The organism is Nocardia abscessus NBRC 100374 (genome assembly GCF_000308455.1).
Lineage (GTDB): Bacteria > Actinomycetota > Actinomycetes > Mycobacteriales > Mycobacteriaceae > Nocardia > Nocardia abscessus.
In genome coordinates this window covers 292590-311679 of sequence record NZ_BAFP01000274.1, presented here as the reverse complement: position 1 = coordinate 311679, position 19090 = coordinate 292590, and the positions used below count along the sequence as shown (strand labels likewise).

Genomic DNA, 19090 nt, shown 5'->3' with positions numbered 1-19090 from the left:
TCGTCAGCCGGTCCGGCACGCCACCGGCGAGGAGAACATCCCGCACTCGACCGCCGTCGACACTACGTCAGCAGGCCGACGATGGTGGCGGACAAGAAGCTGACCAAGGTGGCGCCGTAGAGCAGGCGGAGGCCGTTGCGGGCGATGACGGTGCCCTGTTTTTCGCTGAGGCTGCGTACGGCGCCGGTGACGATGGCGATGGTGGAGAAGTTCGCGAACGACACCAGGTAGGTGGACACGATCGCGACGGTGCGCTCGGACAGTCCGGCATTGTCGCTGTTCAGTTCCTGCATGGCGACCACCTCGTTGGAGACCAGCTTGGTGCCCATGAATCGGCCCGCGGCCGCCGCCTCGTCCCAGGGGATACCGGTCAGCCAGGCGAGGGGCGCGAAAACGTGCCCCATCACGTCCTGGAACGTGGTGCCGTGGAACACGGCGGCGAAGACTCCGTTGACCATGGCCAGCAGGGCGATGAATCCGATCAGCATGGCCGCCACGGTGAAGGCGACCTTGAAACCCACCAGGATGTACTCGGTGAGCATCTCGAAGAACGATTGCGGTTTGCGGCTGTCGGCGATCTCCTCGCCGAGCAGTCGGGCATCGTCGGCGGCAGTGACCGTATAGGGGTTGATCAACGAGCACACCACGAAGGCGCCCAGCATGTTCAGCATGATGGCCGCGATCACGTACTTCGGGTCGATGAGCAGCATGTAGGCGCCGAGGATGCCCGCGGAGACCGTCGACATCGCCGAGGCCGCCAGGGTGTACATCCGCTGCGGCGGGATGTCGTCGAGCATGGCGCGCAGCGAGATGAACACCTCGGATTGACCGAGGATGGCGGAGGCGACGGCGTTGAAGGATTCGATCTTGCCGAAGCCGCTCACCCACGCCAGCAGCAGGCCGAGGCACTTGATGATCCACGGCAGCACCCGCAGGTGCTGCAAGATGCCGATCAAGGCGGAGACGAGCACGATCGGCATCAGCACCGCGAAAAGGAATGCGGGTCCGCTGCTGCCGACGCTGGGCAGGTCGCCGAAGACGAAACCCGTCCCCTGGGCGGCGTAGCCGAGGATGTGGGCGAAGGTGTCGCTGACCGCGCGGATCACGGTGGCCCCGATCCCGGTTTTCAGCAGGAGGAAACCGACCGCGACTTGCACGATCAGCAGGACAGCGATTCGCGGTAGCCGTCCGGCGGCGGCGCGGCGGTCGGTGCTGGGCAACCAGGCCAGCAGCAGGAAGCACACCAGCCCGACCGACCCGATCAGATGATGCACGCGCACCTCGGTTGCCCTGGCGTACAACAGCTATTGGGAGCACCTCTCATGTCGGTCTATGGTGCGGTGTCTCCACAGCTGAGAAGCCATGCCGGTCGGCCGGCACACCGGCCGTGAGCCGCCCGGGAGCATCTGGGCCCCGGGCGGCTCGGATGTGGCGACTGCTCGCGCGCTACTGTCGCGGCGCGCGCAGTGCCTCCTCCACGAACTTCGTGGTGTAGGTCTCGGACAGGTCGATGCGATCGCGCACGGGACGCACGTTCTTCGAGTACTTGCCGAGAATGTCCAGCACGTTCTGCGCGCCTTCGGGTTTCATCAACCCGTCGCCGTTGAACATGCCGATGGAGTCGCGGATCGACTGGACGTAGAGGTCCTTGCCCGCGCTCGCGTACTGCGGCGGCATCTTCTCGGCGATCTCCTCGGGCGTGTGCGTCCGGATCCATCGCAGCGTCTGCACGAACGCGGCGGCGAGTTTGCGCACGATGTCCGGGTGGGCGTCGATCGTCGCGCAGTTCATGTACAGCGACGTCGCCGGGTACAGTCCGCCGAGTGCTGCGCGGGTGCCCGCCTCGGTGCGCATGTCCACCAGAATCCGCGCCTCGCCGGAATTCACCATCTGCGCCACGGTCGGATCGGTGGTCATGCCCGCGTCGATGCCGTTGTGATTCATGCCCGCGATGAACGTTTGTCCGGCACCGACTTTCACCCGGGTGTAATCGGCGGTGGTCATGCCCTCCTGGCCGGTGAGCGCCTGCGTGAGGAAGTCGGTCGAGGAACCGAGCGAGGTCACGCCCAGCTTCCTGCCGCGCAGGTCGGCGACCGAGGTGATGTCCGTGTCCGCCTTCGACACCAGCTCGACCTCACCCGGCACATCGGACATCTGCACCACCGAGCGGATGCACTGGTCCTTGGCCTGCAGGTCGATGGTGTGGTCGTAGAACCCGACCACACCCTGCACGTCGCCGGTGAGCAACGCGGTTTCGGCGGTGGCGCCGGACTGCTCGCCGAGCAGCCGCACGTCGATGTCGTTGCTCTCGAAGAAGCCGAGTTGCCGGGTGAGCACGGCGGGCAGATAGATGACCTTCTCCAGCCCGCCCACCATGATGGTGATCTGCGGGCGGCCGTCGGCCATCGGGATGGCGCGGGAGTCCCGGCATCCGGTGGCCAGCAACAGTGCCGTGATCGCGACGGCCACCAGGGCCAAGTGCTTGCGATACCTCATGATCAGATCCCGTGGTTCGAGGTCGCCTGCGACGGACGCCATTTCAGCAACCGGTTCTCCGCCATGCCGATCCCCCACTCGGCGATCAGCGCGATCACGGTGATGATGATCATGCCCGCGTAGATACCCGCCGAGTCGAAGGTGCCCTGCGCGTTGCTGATCAAAAGACCCAAACCCTTACTGGCGCCCGCGTATTCGCCCACGACGGCGCCGATCAGCGCGAAGCCGAAGGCGGTGTGCAGGCTGGACAGGATCCAGGTGGTCGCGCTGGGCAGAACGATCGACACCAGCACTTGCCTGCGGCTCGCGCCGAGAATGCGGGCGTTGTTCATCACATTGCCGTCGACCTCGCGCGCACCGGTGAACGCGTTGAAGAACACCGCGAAGAACACCAGCACCACCACCGTGGCGACCTTCGAGCTCAGACCGAGACCGAACCAGATGATGAACAGCGAGGCCAGCACGATGCGCGGAACGGCGTTGAGCGCCTTGATGAACGGCGCGAGCACTTCGGCCCAGTACCGGCTGCGGCCGAGCAACACGCCCAGCACGACGCCGGCCACCGTGCCGATCACGAAGCCGAGCACGGCCTCCTGCACGGTGGTGTAGATCTGCAGCCAGATCGAACCGAACTGGGTTCCCTCGGTGAACCATTCGACCAACCGCGCCCAGATCAGCGACGGCTTGGAGTAGAAGAAGGGGTCGATCCACACCGTGGCGGTGAGCTCCCAAGCGCCCAGCCACAGCGCCACCAGCGCGGCGCGCAGGCCCCAGGTGCGCACCCGTGCGCGCCGCGCGGCGGTGCGCACCCTGGCCAGGATCTGCTCTTCGGTCTCGTTCTCCACCACGGGCGTGGTCACGGCGTCGGGCACCAGCACGTCATGCGACACGGGAGGCTCCTTTCGCGCGGGCCGCCTCGACCTGGTCGCGCAACGTTTCCCAGATTTCCTTGTAGATGTCGCGGAACTCGGTCGTCAGCCGGACATCCTCGACGCTGCGCGGCCGCGCCAAGCCGACGGTGAAGTCCCCGCAGACGGTGGCCGGGCTCGCCGTCATGACGACCACCCGGTCGGCGAGAACGATCGCCTCCTCCAGATCGTGCGTGACGAAGATGACCGCCGCGTTGGTGCCCGCCCAGACCCGCAGCAGCTCGTCCTGCATGAGCTGACGGGTCTGCACGTCCAGCGCGCTGAACGGCTCGTCCATGAGCAGGATCTCCGGCTCGTTGACCAGCGTCTGGGCCAGCGCCACGCGCTTGCGCATGCCGCCGGACAGCTGGTGCGGGTAGTAGCTCTCGAACCCGGCCAGACCGACCGTGCGCACCCACCCCGACGCCTTCGCGCGCGCCTCGGACCGCGACGCGCCGCGCAGCCGCGGGCCGAGCGCGACGTTGTCCAGCACGCTCTTCCACGGCAGCACCGCGTCCTGCTGGAACATGTAGCCGATGCCGTCCGGGATGCCCTCGACGTCCTTGCCGCGCACCAGCGTCCGGCCTGCCGAGGCCGGCTCCAGGCCGGACACCAGCGACAACGTGGTGGACTTGCCGCATCCGGTCGGGCCGACGACGGCGACGAATTCGCCGGGACGCACCGCGAGGTTCAAATTGCGCACGGCGGTGTGGATGCCACCGCCGGTGCCGGGGAAGCGCTTGGTCGCGCTCCGCAGCTCGATGAGTGATTGCGTCATTGCTTCCTACTCCTGCGAGATCGGGTAGGGCGAACGTACGTGGCCCCGGTCACACGCCGGAGCTTGTGCGCACAACCGCCACAAACGCGGGATTCGCAGGTTTTGCGCATTCTGCTCACGCTCCCGTAGGCGGTGGTCTGCGCCTATGCTGCGCCCATGGCCACTGAGGGCGCGCGGGCCGTGCGGTTGCGGACCCAGGTTCTGCTGTCGCAGATCCTGGTCGTCGCGCTGACGCTCGGTGCCGCGTTCGCGGTCTTCGGCTACCTCAGTGATCAGCGGCTGCGCGACGCCTACGGCCAGCGCGCGCTGGCCGTAGCGCGCACCGTCGCCGCCGACCCTGTGGTGCGCGCCGAGGTGGCCGGATACGCGCCCGGCGTGATCGCCGACGATCCCGGCGTGCGCCGGGAACTCGCCGCCGGTCCGCTGGAGCGGCTCGCGGTGGACGCGACGCGGCGCAACGGTGCGCTGTTCGTGGTGATCACCGATGACGCGGGCGTCCGCCTGGCGCATCCGGACGCGGGCCGGCTCGCCGAGCACGTCAGCACCGACCCGTCCGAGGCGCTCGCGGGCCGCGAGTCGATCACCGAGGAGCGCGGCACCCTCGGGGACTCGGTGCGCGCGAAGGTTCCGGTTCTGGCTCCCGAGTCCGACCGGGTGGTCGGCGCGGTCAGCGTGGGCATCGCCACCGACGCGGTGCACGATCAACTGCTCGGCGATCTGCGTACCGCCGGTGGGCTGGTCGCGGTGGCCCTGCTGGTCGGCATCGCCGGATCGGCCCTGCTCGCCCGCCGGTGGCGCGGGCTGACGCTCGGACTGGAACCGGGCGAACTGGCCGAACTGGTCCGTAGTCAGGCCGCGGTGCTGCACGGCATCGGCGGCGGGGTGCTCGCCGTCGACGCGTCCTGGCGCACGACCTTCGTCAGCGACGAGGCGCGCAGGCTGCTGGGCATCGCCCCGGACATCGGGCGGCCGGTGGACGAGGTCGGGTTGACGCCGCGGGTGCTGGAAGTATTCCGCGACCTCGACGAACAACCCACCTCGGCGACGGTCGGCGCGAACATCGTCATCGTGTCGGCGCGCCGGGTCAGCCGGGACGGGCGCGATCTCGGCGCGGTGCTCACGGTGCGCGACCGCACCGACGTGGAATCGCTGACCCGCCAGCTGGACGCGGTGCAGTCGATGAGCACGGTGCTGCGTGCGCAGCGCCACGAGTTCTCCAACAAGATGCACCTGATCAGCGGCCTGTTGCACCGCGGGCGGGTGGAGGAGGCGGCGCGGTCGGTCGACGAGCTGATCGGGGCGGGCCCGCTCGGTCCGGCGACACCGGGCATCGACGCCATCCACGACCCGTACCTGCAGGCATTCCTGGCCGCCAAGGCCGCGCACGCCAGGGAGAACGGCGTCGAACTCGTACTCGGGCCCAACACCTGGGTCGAGGGCGGGCTCACCGATCCGGTGGACGTGACCACCGTGCTCGGCAATCTGCTGGACAACGCCATAGAGGCCGTCCGCACTCGGGACCGGACGGTGCGGCAAGTGGAAGTCGAATTGGTGCAAGAGGATTCGACCCTGCACATCGCTGTGGTCGACAGCGGCGACGGGGTCGCACCCGCCCTGGTGGACACGCTGTTCACCGAAGGCGTCTCCACCCGCGACGACCGCGGCGTCCCCGGCGGGCGCGGGGTCGGCCTCGCCCTGATCCGCCAGATCGCCCGCTCCCACGGCGGCGACGTTCGCCTGTCGAGTCCCGGCGGGGGCGAGCCGCCACTCACCGGCGCGGAATTCATCGCCCGCATCCCCGGAGTGCTCGTGGAGAGCGAGGTGTCATGGCCGCGCCGACCCTGACCGTGCTGGTGGTCGACGACGACTTCCGGGTGGCGAACCTGCACGCCGGAATCGCGGCGTCCATCCCGGGTTTCACGGTGGCGGGCACCGCCAACACCCTCGCCGCCGCGCGGGAACTCGTCGGGGCGGAGCAGATCGACCTGGCACTGGTGGACGTCTATCTGCCGGACGGATCCGGCATAGATTTCGTGCGGGAGATCCACTGCGACGCGATGATGCTCACCGCGTCGACGGAAAGCGACGCCGTGCGAGCCGCCGTCGCGGCCGGCGCGGTGGCCTACCTCGTCAAACCGTTTCCGCACACCGAACTGGCCGCCCGGCTGGCCGCCTACGCCCGGTACCGGCGCATTCTCGCAGCGCCGCAGGTCGATAACGCCCGGGTGTCCGCCGCGCTGCACGCGTTGCGTCCCGCCACCACCGCGAGCCCGTCGGCAACGGTGTCCTCGCCGACCAAAGAGGCTGTCCTGCAAGCGATTATCGACGCGGGCGCTCCACTGTCCGCAGGTGAGGTGGCCGGCGCCATCGGCGTCTCGCGCGCCACCGCGCAGCGCTACCTGGCCGCACTCGTGGCCTCTGGCACCGTGCGCATGAGCCTGCGCTACGGCAGCACGGGACGGCCCGAACAGGAGTACTCCGCCGCACCGCGGCGCTGAGCGGATGGTCATCGCTAACCGCAGCCGCCGGTATTCCGCGGTGGGTGTCACCAGTTCACCGGGGCGGGCTTGTCCAGTTCGGTGAAGGTGCCCACGCCGGTGGTCTCCGACATGCGGTGTCGACTTCCCTCGGCGGGCGGCGGGAAGGGCCGACGCGCGGATGGGTACCGGGCGAGTATTCGCGGACACTCCCCACCGAGCAGGCAGAACGAAGGACCGGCGGATAGACGCGTCTTCGCGGCGGCAGTCGGCAGTCGGCAGCCATCCGGGTGACCCCGCTCGCCAGGCGGCAGCGCGCAGCCATTCGCCCGCCGCACTACCCGCTGGTCGGCGTGGCGACCTGGTCGTGGTGTCGATGACCTGCCCTTCGGACGCGCGCGCTCACAAAGCTCGGGCCGCGCCTACGGGTCGACCAGCGAGGACCAGTGACCCCCGGGCGCAGTTGTCGACCCCCGGAGCGCAGTTGTCGGCGCGGTAGCGTCGGGCCATGAGCATTCTCGAGGTCGCCGTCCTCGGCTACGGCTTGGCCGGGTCGGTCTTCCACGCTCCGCTGATCGCCGCGCAGCCGCGGATGCGGGTGGCGGCAGTGGTCACCTCCTCGGCCGAGCGTGCCGAACGCGCACGCGCCGAGCACCCCGGTGTGCGGGTGGTGTCGCATGCCGAGGAATTGTTCGCCACACCGGGCGACATCGACCTTGCCGTGATCGCGACACCGAACAGCACGCACGCCCCGCTGGCCAGGCAGGCGCTCGAGGCCGGGCTGCCGGTGGTGGTCGACAAGCCGTTCGCGGTCACGGTGGACGACGCCGAGGACCTCGTCGCACGCGCGGAGCGTTCCGGCCTGGCGCTGTCGGTCTTCCAGAACCGGCGCTGGGACGGCGACTTCCGGACCGTGCGCGAGCTCGTCGAGACCGGGAAGCTGGGCCGGGTGCGGCGTTTCGAGTCGCGGTTCGAGCGCTGGCGTCCGGTACCGAAGGGCGGCTGGCGGGAGGTCGGCACGGACGAGGAGGGCGCGGGCATCCTGCTCGACCTCGGCAGCCACCTGGTGGACCAAGCCGTGGCCCTGTTCGGACCGGTGGCTTCGGTGTATTGCGAGCTGGACCGGCGGCGCGCGGGGATCACGACCGACGACGACGCGTTCGTCGCGCTCACCCACACCGGCGGAGTGCGCTCCCAGCTGTGGATGAGCGCGGTCGCCCCGCATCTCGGACCGCGTTTCCGGGTACTCGGATCGGAGGCCGCGTACGTCACCTACGGGCTCGACCCGCAGGAGGACGCGCTACGGTCCGGTCGCCGCCCGGACGGCCGTTCACCCTGGGGCACAGTCGATGCCGACCGGTGGGGCGTGCTGGGCGCGGAACCGGACTTCGCCCCCGTGCCGACCGCGCCCGGCGCATACCCCGCGTTCTACTCCGCGATGGCCGCCGCGCTACTCGACGGCGCACCCGTCCCCGTCGACCCGCGCGACGCGATCACCACCCTGCGCCTGCTGACGAAAGCACGAGAGTCGGCGGCCAGGGGTGTGACCGTCACCGCCTGACCAGGGCTGGCCACCCCCGCCCCGAGTCGATAACGTCGGTCCCCGGAATCGGCCGGTCCGGCCGCTCGGCGGAGAGGAGACCCCCCATGGGTGCAACGGCTTTCGCGGTTTTGCTGCCGCTGGCTTTGGCCCTGGTGATGTTCGGGCTCGGATTGACCTTGACCACAGCGGATTTCGCGCGCGTCCTGCGGTATCCGAGAGCGGCGGTGATCGCGCTGGTGTGCCAGATGATCGTGCTTCCCGCGCTGTGCCTGGGCATGATCTACCTGTTCGGACTCGAAGGCGCGCTGGCCGCGGGCATGCTGTTGCTCGCGGCGTCGCCGGGTGGAGCGTCGGCGAACCTGTTCAGTCACATCGCCGGAGGCAATGTGGCGCTGAACATCACGCTCACCGCGATCAATTCGGTGCTCGCGGTGTTCACCATGCCGGTGGTGGTGGCGCTGTCGTATGCCTTGTTCCTGGAGGACGAGGGTTCGGTCGGGCTGCGGCCGGAGAAGTTCGCCCAGGTGTTCGCCATCGTGCTCGTGCCGGTCGCGATCGGCATGGTGGTGCACCGGCGGTTCCCGGAGTGGTCGCGCCGGATGCGCGGCGCGGTGAAGATCCTCTCCGTCGTGGTGCTCGCGCTGGTAATCGCGGCCGGGGTGGGCTCGAACCTGGACACGCTGACCGAGCACATCGGGAAGCTGGCCTCGATCTGCCTGTCGTTCGCCGTGCTCAGTCTGGCGATCGGCTACTTCCTGCCCAGGCTGTTGCGGGTGGAAACCGGTCAGGCGATCGCCTCGGCCATGGAGATCGGCGTGCACAACGCGGCGCTCGCGATCGCCGTCGCCGCTTCGGTGCTGCACAACGACACCATGGCCGTCCCCGGCGCGGTGTACGGGGTCCTGATGAACATTCCCGCGGCGATCGCGGCGTATCTACTGGCCAGGCGGGCGCGGCGGGAGCAGCCGGTGCCGGTGCCGAGCATGGCTGATTAGCGGAGGCAGCAGGCTGCCCGGAGGCGGATACGCCCGATCGGTAGCCTCTCGGAGGGTCGTCGCCATCCGGTCGACGCCATCGGAAGGGAGCCAGCTGCGCGATGCAACCGCTCGGCACGAACGATCCGGCGCGGATCGGTGACTACCGTCTGCTCGGCGTGCTCGGCGCGGGTGGCATGGGACGGGTCTATCTCGGACGGAACGCGGGCGGGCGCACCGTCGCGGTCAAGGTCATCCGTCCGGACATGATCGACGCGGAATTCCGCCAGCGCTTCCGGCGCGAGGTGGCCGCCGCGCGCCGGGTCGGCGGGCAGTTCACCGCACCGGTGCTCGACGCCGACGTGGACGCCGATCCGCCGTGGTTGGCCACCGGTTACGTGGCCGGATTCGCGCTGGACGACGCGGTCGACCGGTACGGGCCGTTCAGCGAGAACTCACTGCTGGTGCTGGCGCACGGGCTGATCGAGGCAGTGGCTGCCGTGCACCGGGCCGGAGTGGTGCACCGCGACCTCAAGCCGTCCAATGTGCTGTTGGCCCTCGACGGTCCCAAGGTGATCGATTTCGGCATCGCGCGCGCGATCGACGACAGCAAGCTCACCACCACCGGAAAGGTCATCGGCTCACCGGGATTCATGTGTCCCGAGCAGGTGACCGGCGATCCGATCGGCCCGCCCGTCGACGTCTTCGCCCTGGGCGGGGTTCTCGTGTTCGCGGCGACCGGCCACGGACCGTTCGGCGTCGGCGACACGGTGCAGATGCTGTGGCGGGTGGTGTACGAGGAGCCGCAGCTCGACGACGTGCCGGAACGACTGCGCCCCCTACTGGCGGCCTGTCTCACCAAGGACCCCGCAGCGCGCCCGACTCCGGACCAACTGCTCACCCAGCTCACCGCACTCGGCATCCCCGACCGCGGCGGCTGGCTGCCGGCCCCGGTGGTCGAGGAGGTCAGCCGCCGCGCGGTCGAGTTGCTGAACCTGGACTCCGGCGCGTTCCACCGCGGAGACGGCCCCGCATTCGCTGATCCGGGGCGCACCGCCGACACGATGGCCCACCCCAGCGCGCCTCCGAGCCCGCAGCACGACCACGGACGATCGGTGCCCACGCAGCTGCGGTATCCGGGCTCGCCGCAGGCGTCACCCACGTTCACGGGACAACAGACGTATCCTCCCGCTCATCAGGGTTCGCACCAGTTCGGTTCGCTCGCCGGCGCTGCACCCCCTCCCCGCCGCACCGGCCGCGTGCTGGTCATCACCGGCGCACTCGTCGTCTGCGTCGCAGTCGCCGTAGCGGCGTTCGTGGTCGGCGCCCAACTGCGGAACGACAATTCGACCGATGCGATCGCACAGACCACACAGACCAGCGGCGATCTTTCGACGACTACCGCCACGCAGGCCGATGACCCGAATCCGACCACCAGCAGCAGCCCTTCCGGCACGAGTGTTCCGGAGGCTTTCCTCGGCGAATGGAAAGGCGTCGCCCGCGACCCCTTGGCGTCGTTCGACATCGTGCTGACCATCCGAGACGGCGCCGTCGGCGAAGAAATCGCCCAGTCGTCGAACACCGGCAAACTGACGGGTCAGCGCTGTGAACAGGCGGAGACCCTCACCAGCGCCGCCGAGACCGAGCTGTCCTTCGTCGCGCGGCTCTCCGGCGGTTCCCCCGCCTGCTTCGGCAACGGCTCCACCTCGACGGTGACCTTGCGGCCGGATGGCTCGATGTCGTACAGCACCCCCGGCGTTCTCGGCAATATCGAAGGAATCCTGCGCAAGAGCTGAGGGCGGACACCGCCGCGCCGGGTGCCGGGAGCGGGAACGCGGGCCGCGAGCGCGGTCGTGCGCGGGCGGTTAAGGTGCGGCGGTGGACAGAGCGGAATTCTTCGAGCGCGGTGCTTCCATCGCCGATCGTCTGACGACGACGCAGGCGCAACCGCCGTGGTGGCTGGTGGCGGCGGCCGCGGTGGCGGCGCTCGTACTGGTGGGATACACATCCATCTGGCGGTTCACCCGCAATATCGTCACCATCGCGCACGAAGGCGGCCACGCCATGGTCGCGCTGCTCACCGGCCGCAAGCTCAACAGCATCCGATTGCATTCGGACACTTCTGGGCTCACGGTATCGAGCGGGAAACCCTACGGGCTCGGGATGATTCTCACCACGATGGCGGGTTATCCGGCACCGGCGCTGCTCGGTCTCGGATTCGCCGCCCTGCTGGGCGCGAGCCGGATCACGCTGATGCTCTGGACGGCCATCGCCCTGCTCGCCGCGGTGCTGATCAAGATCAGGAATATCTACGGCGCCCTCACCGTGCTCGGCCTCGGAGCGGCGGTCTTCGTGGTCTCCTGGTTCGGAACCGACACGCTGCAAGCCGGTTTCGCGTATCTGGGCGCATGGTTCCTGCTGTTCGCCGGGACGCGTCCGGTGATCGAACTGCAAAGGGGCCGTTCCCGGCAGCAGCGTGCCCGCTATCACGACGTGGACTCCGACGCCGATCAGCTCGCCCGGCTCACCCGGCTGCCCGGCCTGCTGTGGGTTCTGGTGTTCGGCACGATCTCCGTCGGTTCGCTGGCAGTCGGCGCGTGGCTGCTCATCTCCGCCATCGCCGAGGTCTGCCTGCCGGGCGCGCCCTCGGGCTCCTGCTTTGCCACACGCTGACCGCCGAGCCCGCGCTGCGGGCCGGGATCGGCTCGGTTAGGCTCGAATCCCGCCTTGTGCCATCGCCTTACCGGCGGCGGCACGTCGCCGAGCGCACCCAACGTCGGGCTGTACCGGCGCGGAACGCGATTCCACGACCTCCGGAGCCAGCATGGCAACCATCCTCGCGCCGAGCACTTCCGCGCGCCGCCTTCTTCCGACACTGACGCTGATCGTCGCGGCATTCCTCGCCGTGATCCCCTTCGGTCCGGCGACCGCTTCGGCCACGCCGGTCGGCGCGGCCTGCGGTACACCGTTGGCACCGGCCGAAACGGCCGCGATCGTGGCACTGTCCGACACCGGGGCGCTGACCGGTTCGTCGCTGCGGCGGCTGGAGCAGGCCGTCGACCGGCACCGGCGGATCACCGAGATCCTGGTCGGCCACCGCGATCTGCGCGGTGTGTTCGCGCTCGGGCTCGACGCGGTCGAACGAGCCGCCGTCCTGCCGCTCCAGCGCGACCCCGCGTCGTTCGACGACCCGGAATGGGCACACCGGATCAGTCTCGAGCTGCTGTCGCGGTTCCTGCGCACCATGCACGCCGAATTCACCGGCGCGCCCGCCGAGCCGCACTGGGCGCACTACTTCGACCTGACCCGCCGCTGCGAACTGTCTCCCGCACGGGTCGCGATGGCCGGTTACAACGCGCATCTGACCGTCGATCTGTCGTATTCCGTCGCGGCGGTCGGCAGCACCGCCGCCAACGCGGCCGACTATTTCCGCATCGTCGACGCGATCGCCCAGCAGGGCGCGCTGATCGTCGAGCAGACCAAGGTGGTCTACGGCGGTGACCTCGGGCCGCTGTGGCGCTTCTACTTCCTCGGCGAGGGCTTGGACATGGTGCTCGGCCCGGGCGCCGGGACCGGCCCACTGCTGCGCCTGGCGGACGCGGGCGCCAATGTGATCATCTTCGGAAACGGGTTGGCCCTGCAGGATCCCGCCTCGGCGCCGGCTGTCAACGCTGAGATCGACGCGCTGTGGCGCAGTATCGATCTGGGCTTCGAAACCCTGTCCGGCCTCGGTGGCCTCTAGCGGCAAGCTCTACCCCGTCGCGCGCCGCGTCGATGCGGGTCGACTGCGCGCATACGGCTCAGCGCCGGATTCGCCTGACCACTCACCTCTCCAGCGCCGCTACGGCTTCCCGGACCAGGTCCTCGGGGGATAGCGTCCCGTCGACTGTGCTGCCGTCCTCGTCGGGCTCGAGCGGCTCCAGGGTGGCCAGCTGGGAATCGAGCAGGCTCGGCGGCATGAAATGCCCGCGCCGTCCGGCCAGGCGGCGCTCGAGTTCGCCGCGCGGGAGGTCCAGGTGCAGGAAGAACGCATCGGGAGCGGACGCGCGCAGCCGGTCGCGATAGATCCGCTTCAGGGCGGAGCAGGTGACGACGACTCCCTGGCCGGATCGCTCGGCGAGCCATCCGGCCAGGGCGTCGAGCCAGGGTTCGCGGTCGGCATCGTCCAGCGGCGTCCCGGCCGCCATCTTCGCGACGTTCGCGGGCGGATGGAACTCGTCGCCTTCGGCGTAGTCGACGCCGAGCGCTTCGGCCAGGCGGGTGCCGACCGTCGTCTTACCCGAACCCGACACCCCCATCACGACGATCGGTACATAGTGCACTCGAGCATTCCTCCCATACGTGGCAGATCTCGTGCTCGTGGACTTGTCATCGGCTACAACCTAGCGGCAGGCCACTTCGTCGACCCGTGCAGTGACCAGCCGCGCCGGCGCGGCTACATTTCAAGGACCGCGACTTCGCGATGTTACCGGCGTCTCCAAATCACCTCTGCGCCAATGACTTCCGAAGCTGCGCGGACGACTGGACGGGAAGTATCGACATGTTTGCGACGACACAATGCACGCACCTGGTCCGACATCCGAACCGCGACCGCACGCTCGACCCACGGACGGTCGGCGGCGGGCGCGGGCGCTGAGGGGGGCGGCGTGCCGACCACGCGTTCCGCCGATCTCGTCCCGGCCACCGAACATATCGTGCGACACCTGCTGGACATCATTCCCCGGCGGCACGTCACGAGCGGAAATCTGCTGCGTGAGGAAATCCGCGCCACCGTCGCGAACTGCCTCGACCTGGTCGCGTCCGGCGGCCCCGAGTCACCGGACCGCACGGTCCGCATTTTCGAGGCCGCTACCCGGTGGGCCGGCGTCGGAGTCCCGATGGACACCGTCCAGCACCTCGTCCACGAGGGATTCCGCCTCTATCTCGACGATCACCTACGAGGATCGCCCGCCGTAGGCCACGACGACATCCGCGGGCTCTTCGACGCACTCCACGCCGTCACCGCGACGGTATCGCTCGCCTATCTGTCCGTCGCACCCGCCGCCGAGCAGACGGCTCCGCACGCCGCGGCCGTCGCGCTGCTCAGGGGGCACCACCCCGGAAAGGTCTACCGGGAGTACGGCATTCCGGTCGCCGACCGCTACAGCGTATTGACCGTTGCGCTCGGCCGAGCCACCGAGGAACATCCCGGTCGACGGCCCGGAGACGGGCACGCCATCCGGCAGCGCATGCAGATCTGCCTCGCCGTGCACTGCGGAAGACACGTGCCGGCCCTGCTCAGCGCGATCGGCGGGACGATCCTGGTGCCGCTGTCGCTGGTCGCCGAGAACGAACTCGACGACTTGGTCGCCGCGCTGTCCGCGGCGGTGCCCGCTCCGCTCACCGCTGCCGCCATCGCCGCCGAGCCGGACCGGATCCCCGATGCCGCCGACCAGGCGCACGAACTGCTCGACATGGTCCGGCGCCTGCAGCGCCCGCCGGGCCTGTACCGCTTCGACGACCTGGCCCTCGAGTACCAGCTCACCCGGCCGGGCCCGGGCCGCGACCGGCTGGCCGCCCTGCTCGACCCGCTGGAGGAACATCCGGAGCTGTTCGAGACCCTGCGCGAGCACGTCCGCAACGACTTCAACCGCAGGCGCACCTCCCGGACGATGTACCTGCATCCGAACACCGTCGACCATCGCCTCAAGCGCATCGGCCGCCTCACCGGCTTGGACACCGCCCTTCCGCAGGTGCTCTACCGACTACGCGCGGCGCTGATCGCGCGCACCTATATCGAGCCGAATTCCCCGCTCCCGCCGACCGGCTAGGGTCGGAAGACATGGAACTACGCATCTTCACCGAGCCGCAGCAGGGCGCGAGCTACGACACCCTGCTCACCGTCGCCAAGGCCACCGAGGACTTGGGATTCGACGCGTTCTTCCGCAGCGACCACTACCTGAGCATGGGCGGCGCCGACGGGCTGCCCGGCCCGACCGACGCCTGGATCACCCTCGCCGGACTGGCCAGGGAGACCAAGCGGATCCGCCTGGGCACCCTGGTCACCGCCGCCACCTTCCGGCTGCCCGGCCCACTGGCGATCCAGGTCGCGCAGGTGGACCAGATGTCCGGGGGCCGGGTCGAATTCGGTTTGGGCAGTGGCTGGTTCGCCGAGGAGCACGCCGCGTACGGCATCCCGTTCCCCACCGACAAGTTCGCCCGGCTGGAAGAGCAGCTGGCCGTCATCACCGGTCTCTGGGCCACCAAACCCGGCGACACCTTCAGCTACGAGGGCAAGCACTACCAGCTCACCGACTCCCCCGCCCTGCCCAAACCGGTGCAGGACCCGATACCGGTGCTGATCGGCGGGCAGGGCGCCACCCGTACTCCGCGGCTGGCCGCGCAGTACGCGAACGAGTTCAACATGCCGTTCTCCTCGATCGAGGACAGCGCGCGGCAGTTCGGCCGGGTGCGCGCCGCCGCGGAGGCCTACGGCCGACCGGCCGACGACCTGGTCTACTCCAACGCTCTGGTGGTCTGCGTCGGCGCGAACGACGCCGAGGTGGCGCGCCGAGCCGCGGCCATCGGGCGCGAAGTGGACGAGCTGAAGACCAACGGCCTGGCCGGTTCGCCCGCCGAGGTGGTGGACAAGATCGGCCGGTACGCCGAGATCGGCACCCGCCGCCTCTACCTGCAGGTGCTCGACCTCAGCGATCTGGCCCATCTCGAACTGATCTCCGCGCAGGTGCAGTCGCAGCTGTGAGTCGCTCAGCCCAGCGGACGGTTGGTGGGCACGATGACGAAGCTCGGCGCCGACGGATCCAGTTCGAGGTGCTGCGGCTTCAGTGCGGTGTTGTTGAGCATGGGCCGGAACGCCAGCGCCTTCGGCGAGTTGCCCGCGAAGACGTCGATCCGCAGCCGATGGCCGGGTCGCAGTACCGCCTGCGTCGGAATGACCGCGATGTCCAGCGCCACCGGTTCCCCCGGGACGACCGGCTGCACGCTGTCCAGGGTGATCGGATTGAACGGTTCGGTCAGGTCGCCGGTCGGTGTGCGGCTGCTCTTGCGCTCGTCGACGGCGCGCAGTGAGGCGGTCAGCTGCCCGGTGGTCAGCACCTTCGACGTTCCGTCGGGCCCGACGTCGTTGACGGTCACGTTCCAGTAGCCGTCGGTGGCCTCGTGCACGGTGTTCAAGTGCACGTTGATCGGGCCCGAGATCACCGTCGGCTCGGTCATCGGGGCACTGGTGAAGGTCAGGGCGTTGCGCTCGGCGATGCGCGAGTCCTTCGCGCACACGTCGACCACCGCGGCCATTCCGGCCGAACCCTGCGCGGTGTCGCGCGAACATGCCACGGCGAGGCCGGGCGACACCGTCAAGGTCTGCCGTTCGTTCGGCACGGTCATCGTCAGCGATCCGTCGTGCACGGCCTTCCCGGTGGTGCCGCTCGGAGCGGCCGACAGGTACACGCGGCGATGGTTGAGGTCCTTCTGCGGGAACTGCCCGAGGGTGATCCAGCCGCCGCCCTGTTCCCACACGGTGATCGGCCCGAAGTCGCCCAGGTCGTGGTCGACGTCCTTCAACCACTTGTCGAACCACACCCGTTGCAGCACGTCGAGCCGTGGCGGCGCGCCGGGAATGCCGGTTCCCGCACCGGGATTCGCGTGATAGGTGTCGCCGACGACCAATTGCTTGCGCCCCGCGGGCAGCGGAATCGCGTTGTACAGCTTGGTCGCGCTGTTGGCGAAGATGTCGTGCCAGCCTCCGTAGACGAAGGTGGGCACCGTGATGCGCTCGGGATGCCCCTGGATGCCGCGACGGAAATAGCTGTCCTCGTCCAGCGCGTCGGCCAGCGCGGGCGGCACGTGATCGAGCGAGGGCGTGAGCAGCGCCTGGGCCAGCAGATCGACGTTGCTGGCCGGATCGGACATCCGCTCGTGCAGCCACGCCCAGTCGAAGGTGCCGTTGAACATCGACTGCACGTCGGGTATCAGCTTCAACTGGTTGACCGTGTTGAGCCACATCGGAAGGAACGTCGTCCCCACGCCGCCACCCGGAGCCACGACATCGCGCATGAGATCACTCCCCGGCTCCACGGGGAAGATCGCCTGCAGCGGCGCGGGGGCGTTCTCGGCGGCGCGCAGCTGGTTGATTCCCGAATACGAGCCACCGCTCATCCCGATCCGGCCGTTCGACCACGGCTGGGTGGCCGCCCACTCGATCACCTCGCGGGTGTCGAGCTGTTCCCGCTCACCGAGGGTGTCCCACGCCCCCTGGGAGAAACCGGTGCCGCGCACGTCCACGATGACCTGGGTGTATCCGGCACGGATCAGGTTGCGGTCGAGACCGAGCACCGTCTGCACGGTGCCACCATCGACCGCGTGCAGCAGATCGCCGAAACCACTGACCGGCGTGCGGGAGAGATTGACGCGGTTCACCAGCCGCACCGTCAGCGGCTGCAACCCGGGCGCCGCGAGCGCCGAGTCGATCAGATTGGTCATGAGCTTGGTGTACGGCGTGAGGTTCACGATGGTGGGCAGCGGCTGCTGCTCCACCTCGCCGCCCCGCTTCACCGGCCGGTAGACGTTGGCCTTCAGCACCACGCCGTCGCTCATCCGGATCGGGACGTCCCAGTCGATGTGCACGTCGGCGTACGGTTGGGGTCCGTCGTGCAGCGCGGTCCACCGCACGCTGTGCGCGTCGGGCGACGGCTCCGCCGCCGCGGGCACCGACCCGAAGCCCGCGGTCGCCAGCACCGCGGCCGCGGCAACCACCCGGATCGCCCTGATCATCGTTCGTCCCACCACACGCCCCGATGCCATCTCGCTCCCTCGACCGGTGTCCGGACCGACCATCGATCGCCCGATTGAGCGCCAACGTAGCAACCATTCGGCGAATCTCCGGGGAGGTCCGGTCGGGTCGGTTTGTCGCGGCCGGACAGCCGGTGAACGCCGCGCGCGCAGGGCCGATCCGGCTTATGGTGGGGCTCATGACGCCGCTGCAGCGCTACGTCGCGGAGGAGATCGCCACCGATCACGCCGATGGCATACTCACCCGGCGAGAGGCACTGCGCAGGCTGGGCCTGCTCGGGCTGGGCGCCACCGCCGCGGCCGCCCTGCTGGCCGCTTGCGCGGGCGGCGATACCGGGATCACCGATTACGGACCCGCACCCACGGCGCCCTCGACGCCACCGGGTTCCGCCGCCGCCCTCCCGACGACCGCCGTCACCTTCACCGGACCGGGCGGGACGCCGCTGCAAGCCGCGTGGGCGGCGGCGCAGCAGCCACGGGGCGGGGTGCTGGTCGTCCACGAGAACAAGGGCCTCACCGACCACATCCGTTCGGTGGCAGGACGATTCGCGGGCGCCGGATACTCCGCGCTCGCGCTCGACCTCCTCTCCGCGCACGGCGGCACCGCCGCGTTCACCGATCCGGCCGCGGCGACCGCCGAGCTGAGCCGCATTCCGCCCGAACAGCTCGTGGCCGACTTGCGCGCCGGGCTCGACGAACTCCAGCGCCGGGTGGAGGGAAAGAAGCTCGGCGCCACCGGTTTCTGCTTCGGCGGCGGCCTGACCTGGTTGCTGCTGGCCTCCGGCCCGTCGCGGCTGGCCGCCGCGACGCCCTTCTACGGACCGTTCCCGGACAACGGCGATCTGTCCGCGTCGAAAGCCGCCGTGCTCGGCGTCTACGCGGCGAACGACGCGCGCGTGAACGCCTCCCGGCCCGCCGCGGAAGCGGCGCTGGCCCGCTCGGGCAACCCGCACCAGATCTTCACCGCACCCGACGCGGACCACGCTTTCTTCAACGACACCGGCCAGCGGTACAGTGCCACCGCGGCCACCGAAGCCTGGCGTCGCGTAATCGACTGGTACGGAACCTATCTCGGCTGATGACTCCCGGATCCGGCCTCTCCCGCGACGTCCGAACGCCCCTCCGGG

At 69.4% G+C, this 19090-nt stretch carries 16 protein-coding genes; 10 read left to right on the top strand and 6 right to left on the bottom strand.

Features of this window, described 5'->3' with window-relative positions; all coding sequences use genetic code 11:
* Nucleotides 1-62: 62 nt before the first annotated feature.
* The 4 genes from ON19_RS38165 to ON19_RS38150 form a co-directional block, all read right to left on the bottom strand.
* On the bottom strand, nucleotides 63-1301 hold the full coding sequence (locus ON19_RS38165; protein WP_265336396.1) for a NupC/NupG family nucleoside CNT transporter: 1239 nt from the start codon (nucleotides 1299-1301) through the stop codon (nucleotides 63-65).
* A 145-nt stretch (nucleotides 1302-1446) separates the two neighbouring features.
* Nucleotides 1447-2496, bottom strand: coding sequence for an ABC transporter substrate-binding protein (locus ON19_RS38160; protein WP_043704686.1), 1050 nt, complete (start codon nucleotides 2494-2496; stop codon nucleotides 1447-1449).
* Nucleotides 2497-2498: 2 nt separating this feature from the next.
* The gene (locus ON19_RS38155) at nucleotides 2499-3386 is read right to left on the bottom strand and encodes an ABC transporter permease (RefSeq protein WP_043704422.1); all 888 of its coding nucleotides are present in this window, start codon (nucleotides 3384-3386) and stop codon (nucleotides 2499-2501) included.
* On the bottom strand, nucleotides 3376-4182 hold the full coding sequence (locus ON19_RS38150; RefSeq protein WP_043704420.1) for an ABC transporter ATP-binding protein: 807 nt from the start codon (nucleotides 4180-4182) through the stop codon (nucleotides 3376-3378). The genes ON19_RS38155 and ON19_RS38150 overlap by 11 nt, the downstream gene beginning before the upstream one ends.
* 156 nt (nucleotides 4183-4338) lie before the next feature.
* On the opposite strand from ON19_RS38150, the gene ON19_RS38145 reads away from it, so the two are divergent.
* The 7 genes from ON19_RS38145 (at nucleotide 4339) to ON19_RS38115 (ending at nucleotide 12918) form a co-directional block, all read left to right on the top strand.
* Nucleotides 4339-6027 (top strand): ATP-binding protein, encoded by a 1689-nt coding sequence (locus tag ON19_RS38145; protein WP_174377772.1) that lies wholly within the window; start codon nucleotides 4339-4341, stop codon nucleotides 6025-6027.
* Nucleotides 6009-6680 (top strand): response regulator transcription factor, encoded by a 672-nt coding sequence (locus tag ON19_RS38140; RefSeq protein WP_043704419.1) that lies wholly within the window; start codon nucleotides 6009-6011, stop codon nucleotides 6678-6680. The genes ON19_RS38145 and ON19_RS38140 overlap by 19 nt, the downstream gene beginning before the upstream one ends.
* Nucleotides 6681-7167: 487 nt before the next feature.
* Complete coding sequence (locus ON19_RS38135) at nucleotides 7168-8220, top strand: Gfo/Idh/MocA family protein (protein WP_043704417.1); 1053 nt, start codon at nucleotides 7168-7170, stop codon at nucleotides 8218-8220.
* A gap of 86 nt (nucleotides 8221-8306) precedes the next feature.
* Complete coding sequence (locus ON19_RS38130; RefSeq protein ID WP_043704415.1) at nucleotides 8307-9197, top strand: bile acid:sodium symporter family protein; 891 nt, start codon at nucleotides 8307-8309, stop codon at nucleotides 9195-9197.
* 101 nt (nucleotides 9198-9298) lie between these two features.
* A complete protein-coding gene (locus ON19_RS38125) occupies nucleotides 9299-10972 on the top strand; it encodes a serine/threonine-protein kinase (protein WP_043704413.1) in 1674 nt (557 codons plus the stop codon).
* A gap of 82 nt (nucleotides 10973-11054) precedes the next feature.
* Entirely contained in the window at nucleotides 11055-11849 is a 795-nt protein-coding gene (locus tag ON19_RS38120) for a M50 family metallopeptidase (RefSeq protein ID WP_051169776.1), read from the top strand.
* A gap of 151 nt (nucleotides 11850-12000) precedes the next feature.
* Nucleotides 12001-12918, top strand: a complete 918-nt coding sequence (locus tag ON19_RS38115; RefSeq protein ID WP_043704410.1) for a DUF5995 family protein — start codon at nucleotides 12001-12003, stop codon at nucleotides 12916-12918.
* A gap of 82 nt (nucleotides 12919-13000) precedes the next feature.
* Here the strand turns inward: ON19_RS38115 and ON19_RS38110 are convergent, their stop codons facing one another.
* Complete coding sequence (locus ON19_RS38110; RefSeq protein WP_043704678.1) at nucleotides 13001-13474, bottom strand: gluconokinase; 474 nt, start codon at nucleotides 13472-13474, stop codon at nucleotides 13001-13003.
* A gap of 348 nt (nucleotides 13475-13822) precedes the next feature.
* Here ON19_RS38110 and ON19_RS38105 point away from each other — a divergent pair, with 348 nt between their 5' ends.
* The gene (locus ON19_RS38105; protein ID WP_157230085.1) at nucleotides 13823-14986 is read left to right on the top strand and encodes a PucR family transcriptional regulator; all 1164 of its coding nucleotides are present in this window, start codon (nucleotides 13823-13825) and stop codon (nucleotides 14984-14986) included.
* A gap of 11 nt (nucleotides 14987-14997) precedes the next feature.
* Nucleotides 14998-15918: an LLM class F420-dependent oxidoreductase gene (locus ON19_RS38100; RefSeq protein WP_043704408.1), complete on the top strand. Its 921-nt coding sequence runs from the start codon at nucleotides 14998-15000 to the stop codon at nucleotides 15916-15918.
* Nucleotides 15919-15923: 5 nt separating this feature from the next.
* On the opposite strand, the gene ON19_RS38095 is transcribed toward ON19_RS38100, so the two are convergent.
* Nucleotides 15924-17975, bottom strand: a complete 2052-nt coding sequence (locus tag ON19_RS38095) for a CocE/NonD family hydrolase (RefSeq protein WP_255218463.1) — start codon at nucleotides 17973-17975, stop codon at nucleotides 15924-15926.
* 167 nt (nucleotides 17976-18142) lie between these two features.
* Between ON19_RS38095 and ON19_RS38090 the strand changes: the two genes are divergently transcribed.
* Nucleotides 18143-19042, top strand: coding sequence for a dienelactone hydrolase family protein (locus ON19_RS38090; RefSeq protein ID WP_043704670.1), 900 nt, complete (start codon nucleotides 18143-18145; stop codon nucleotides 19040-19042).
* Nucleotides 19043-19090: the final 48 nt, after the last annotated feature.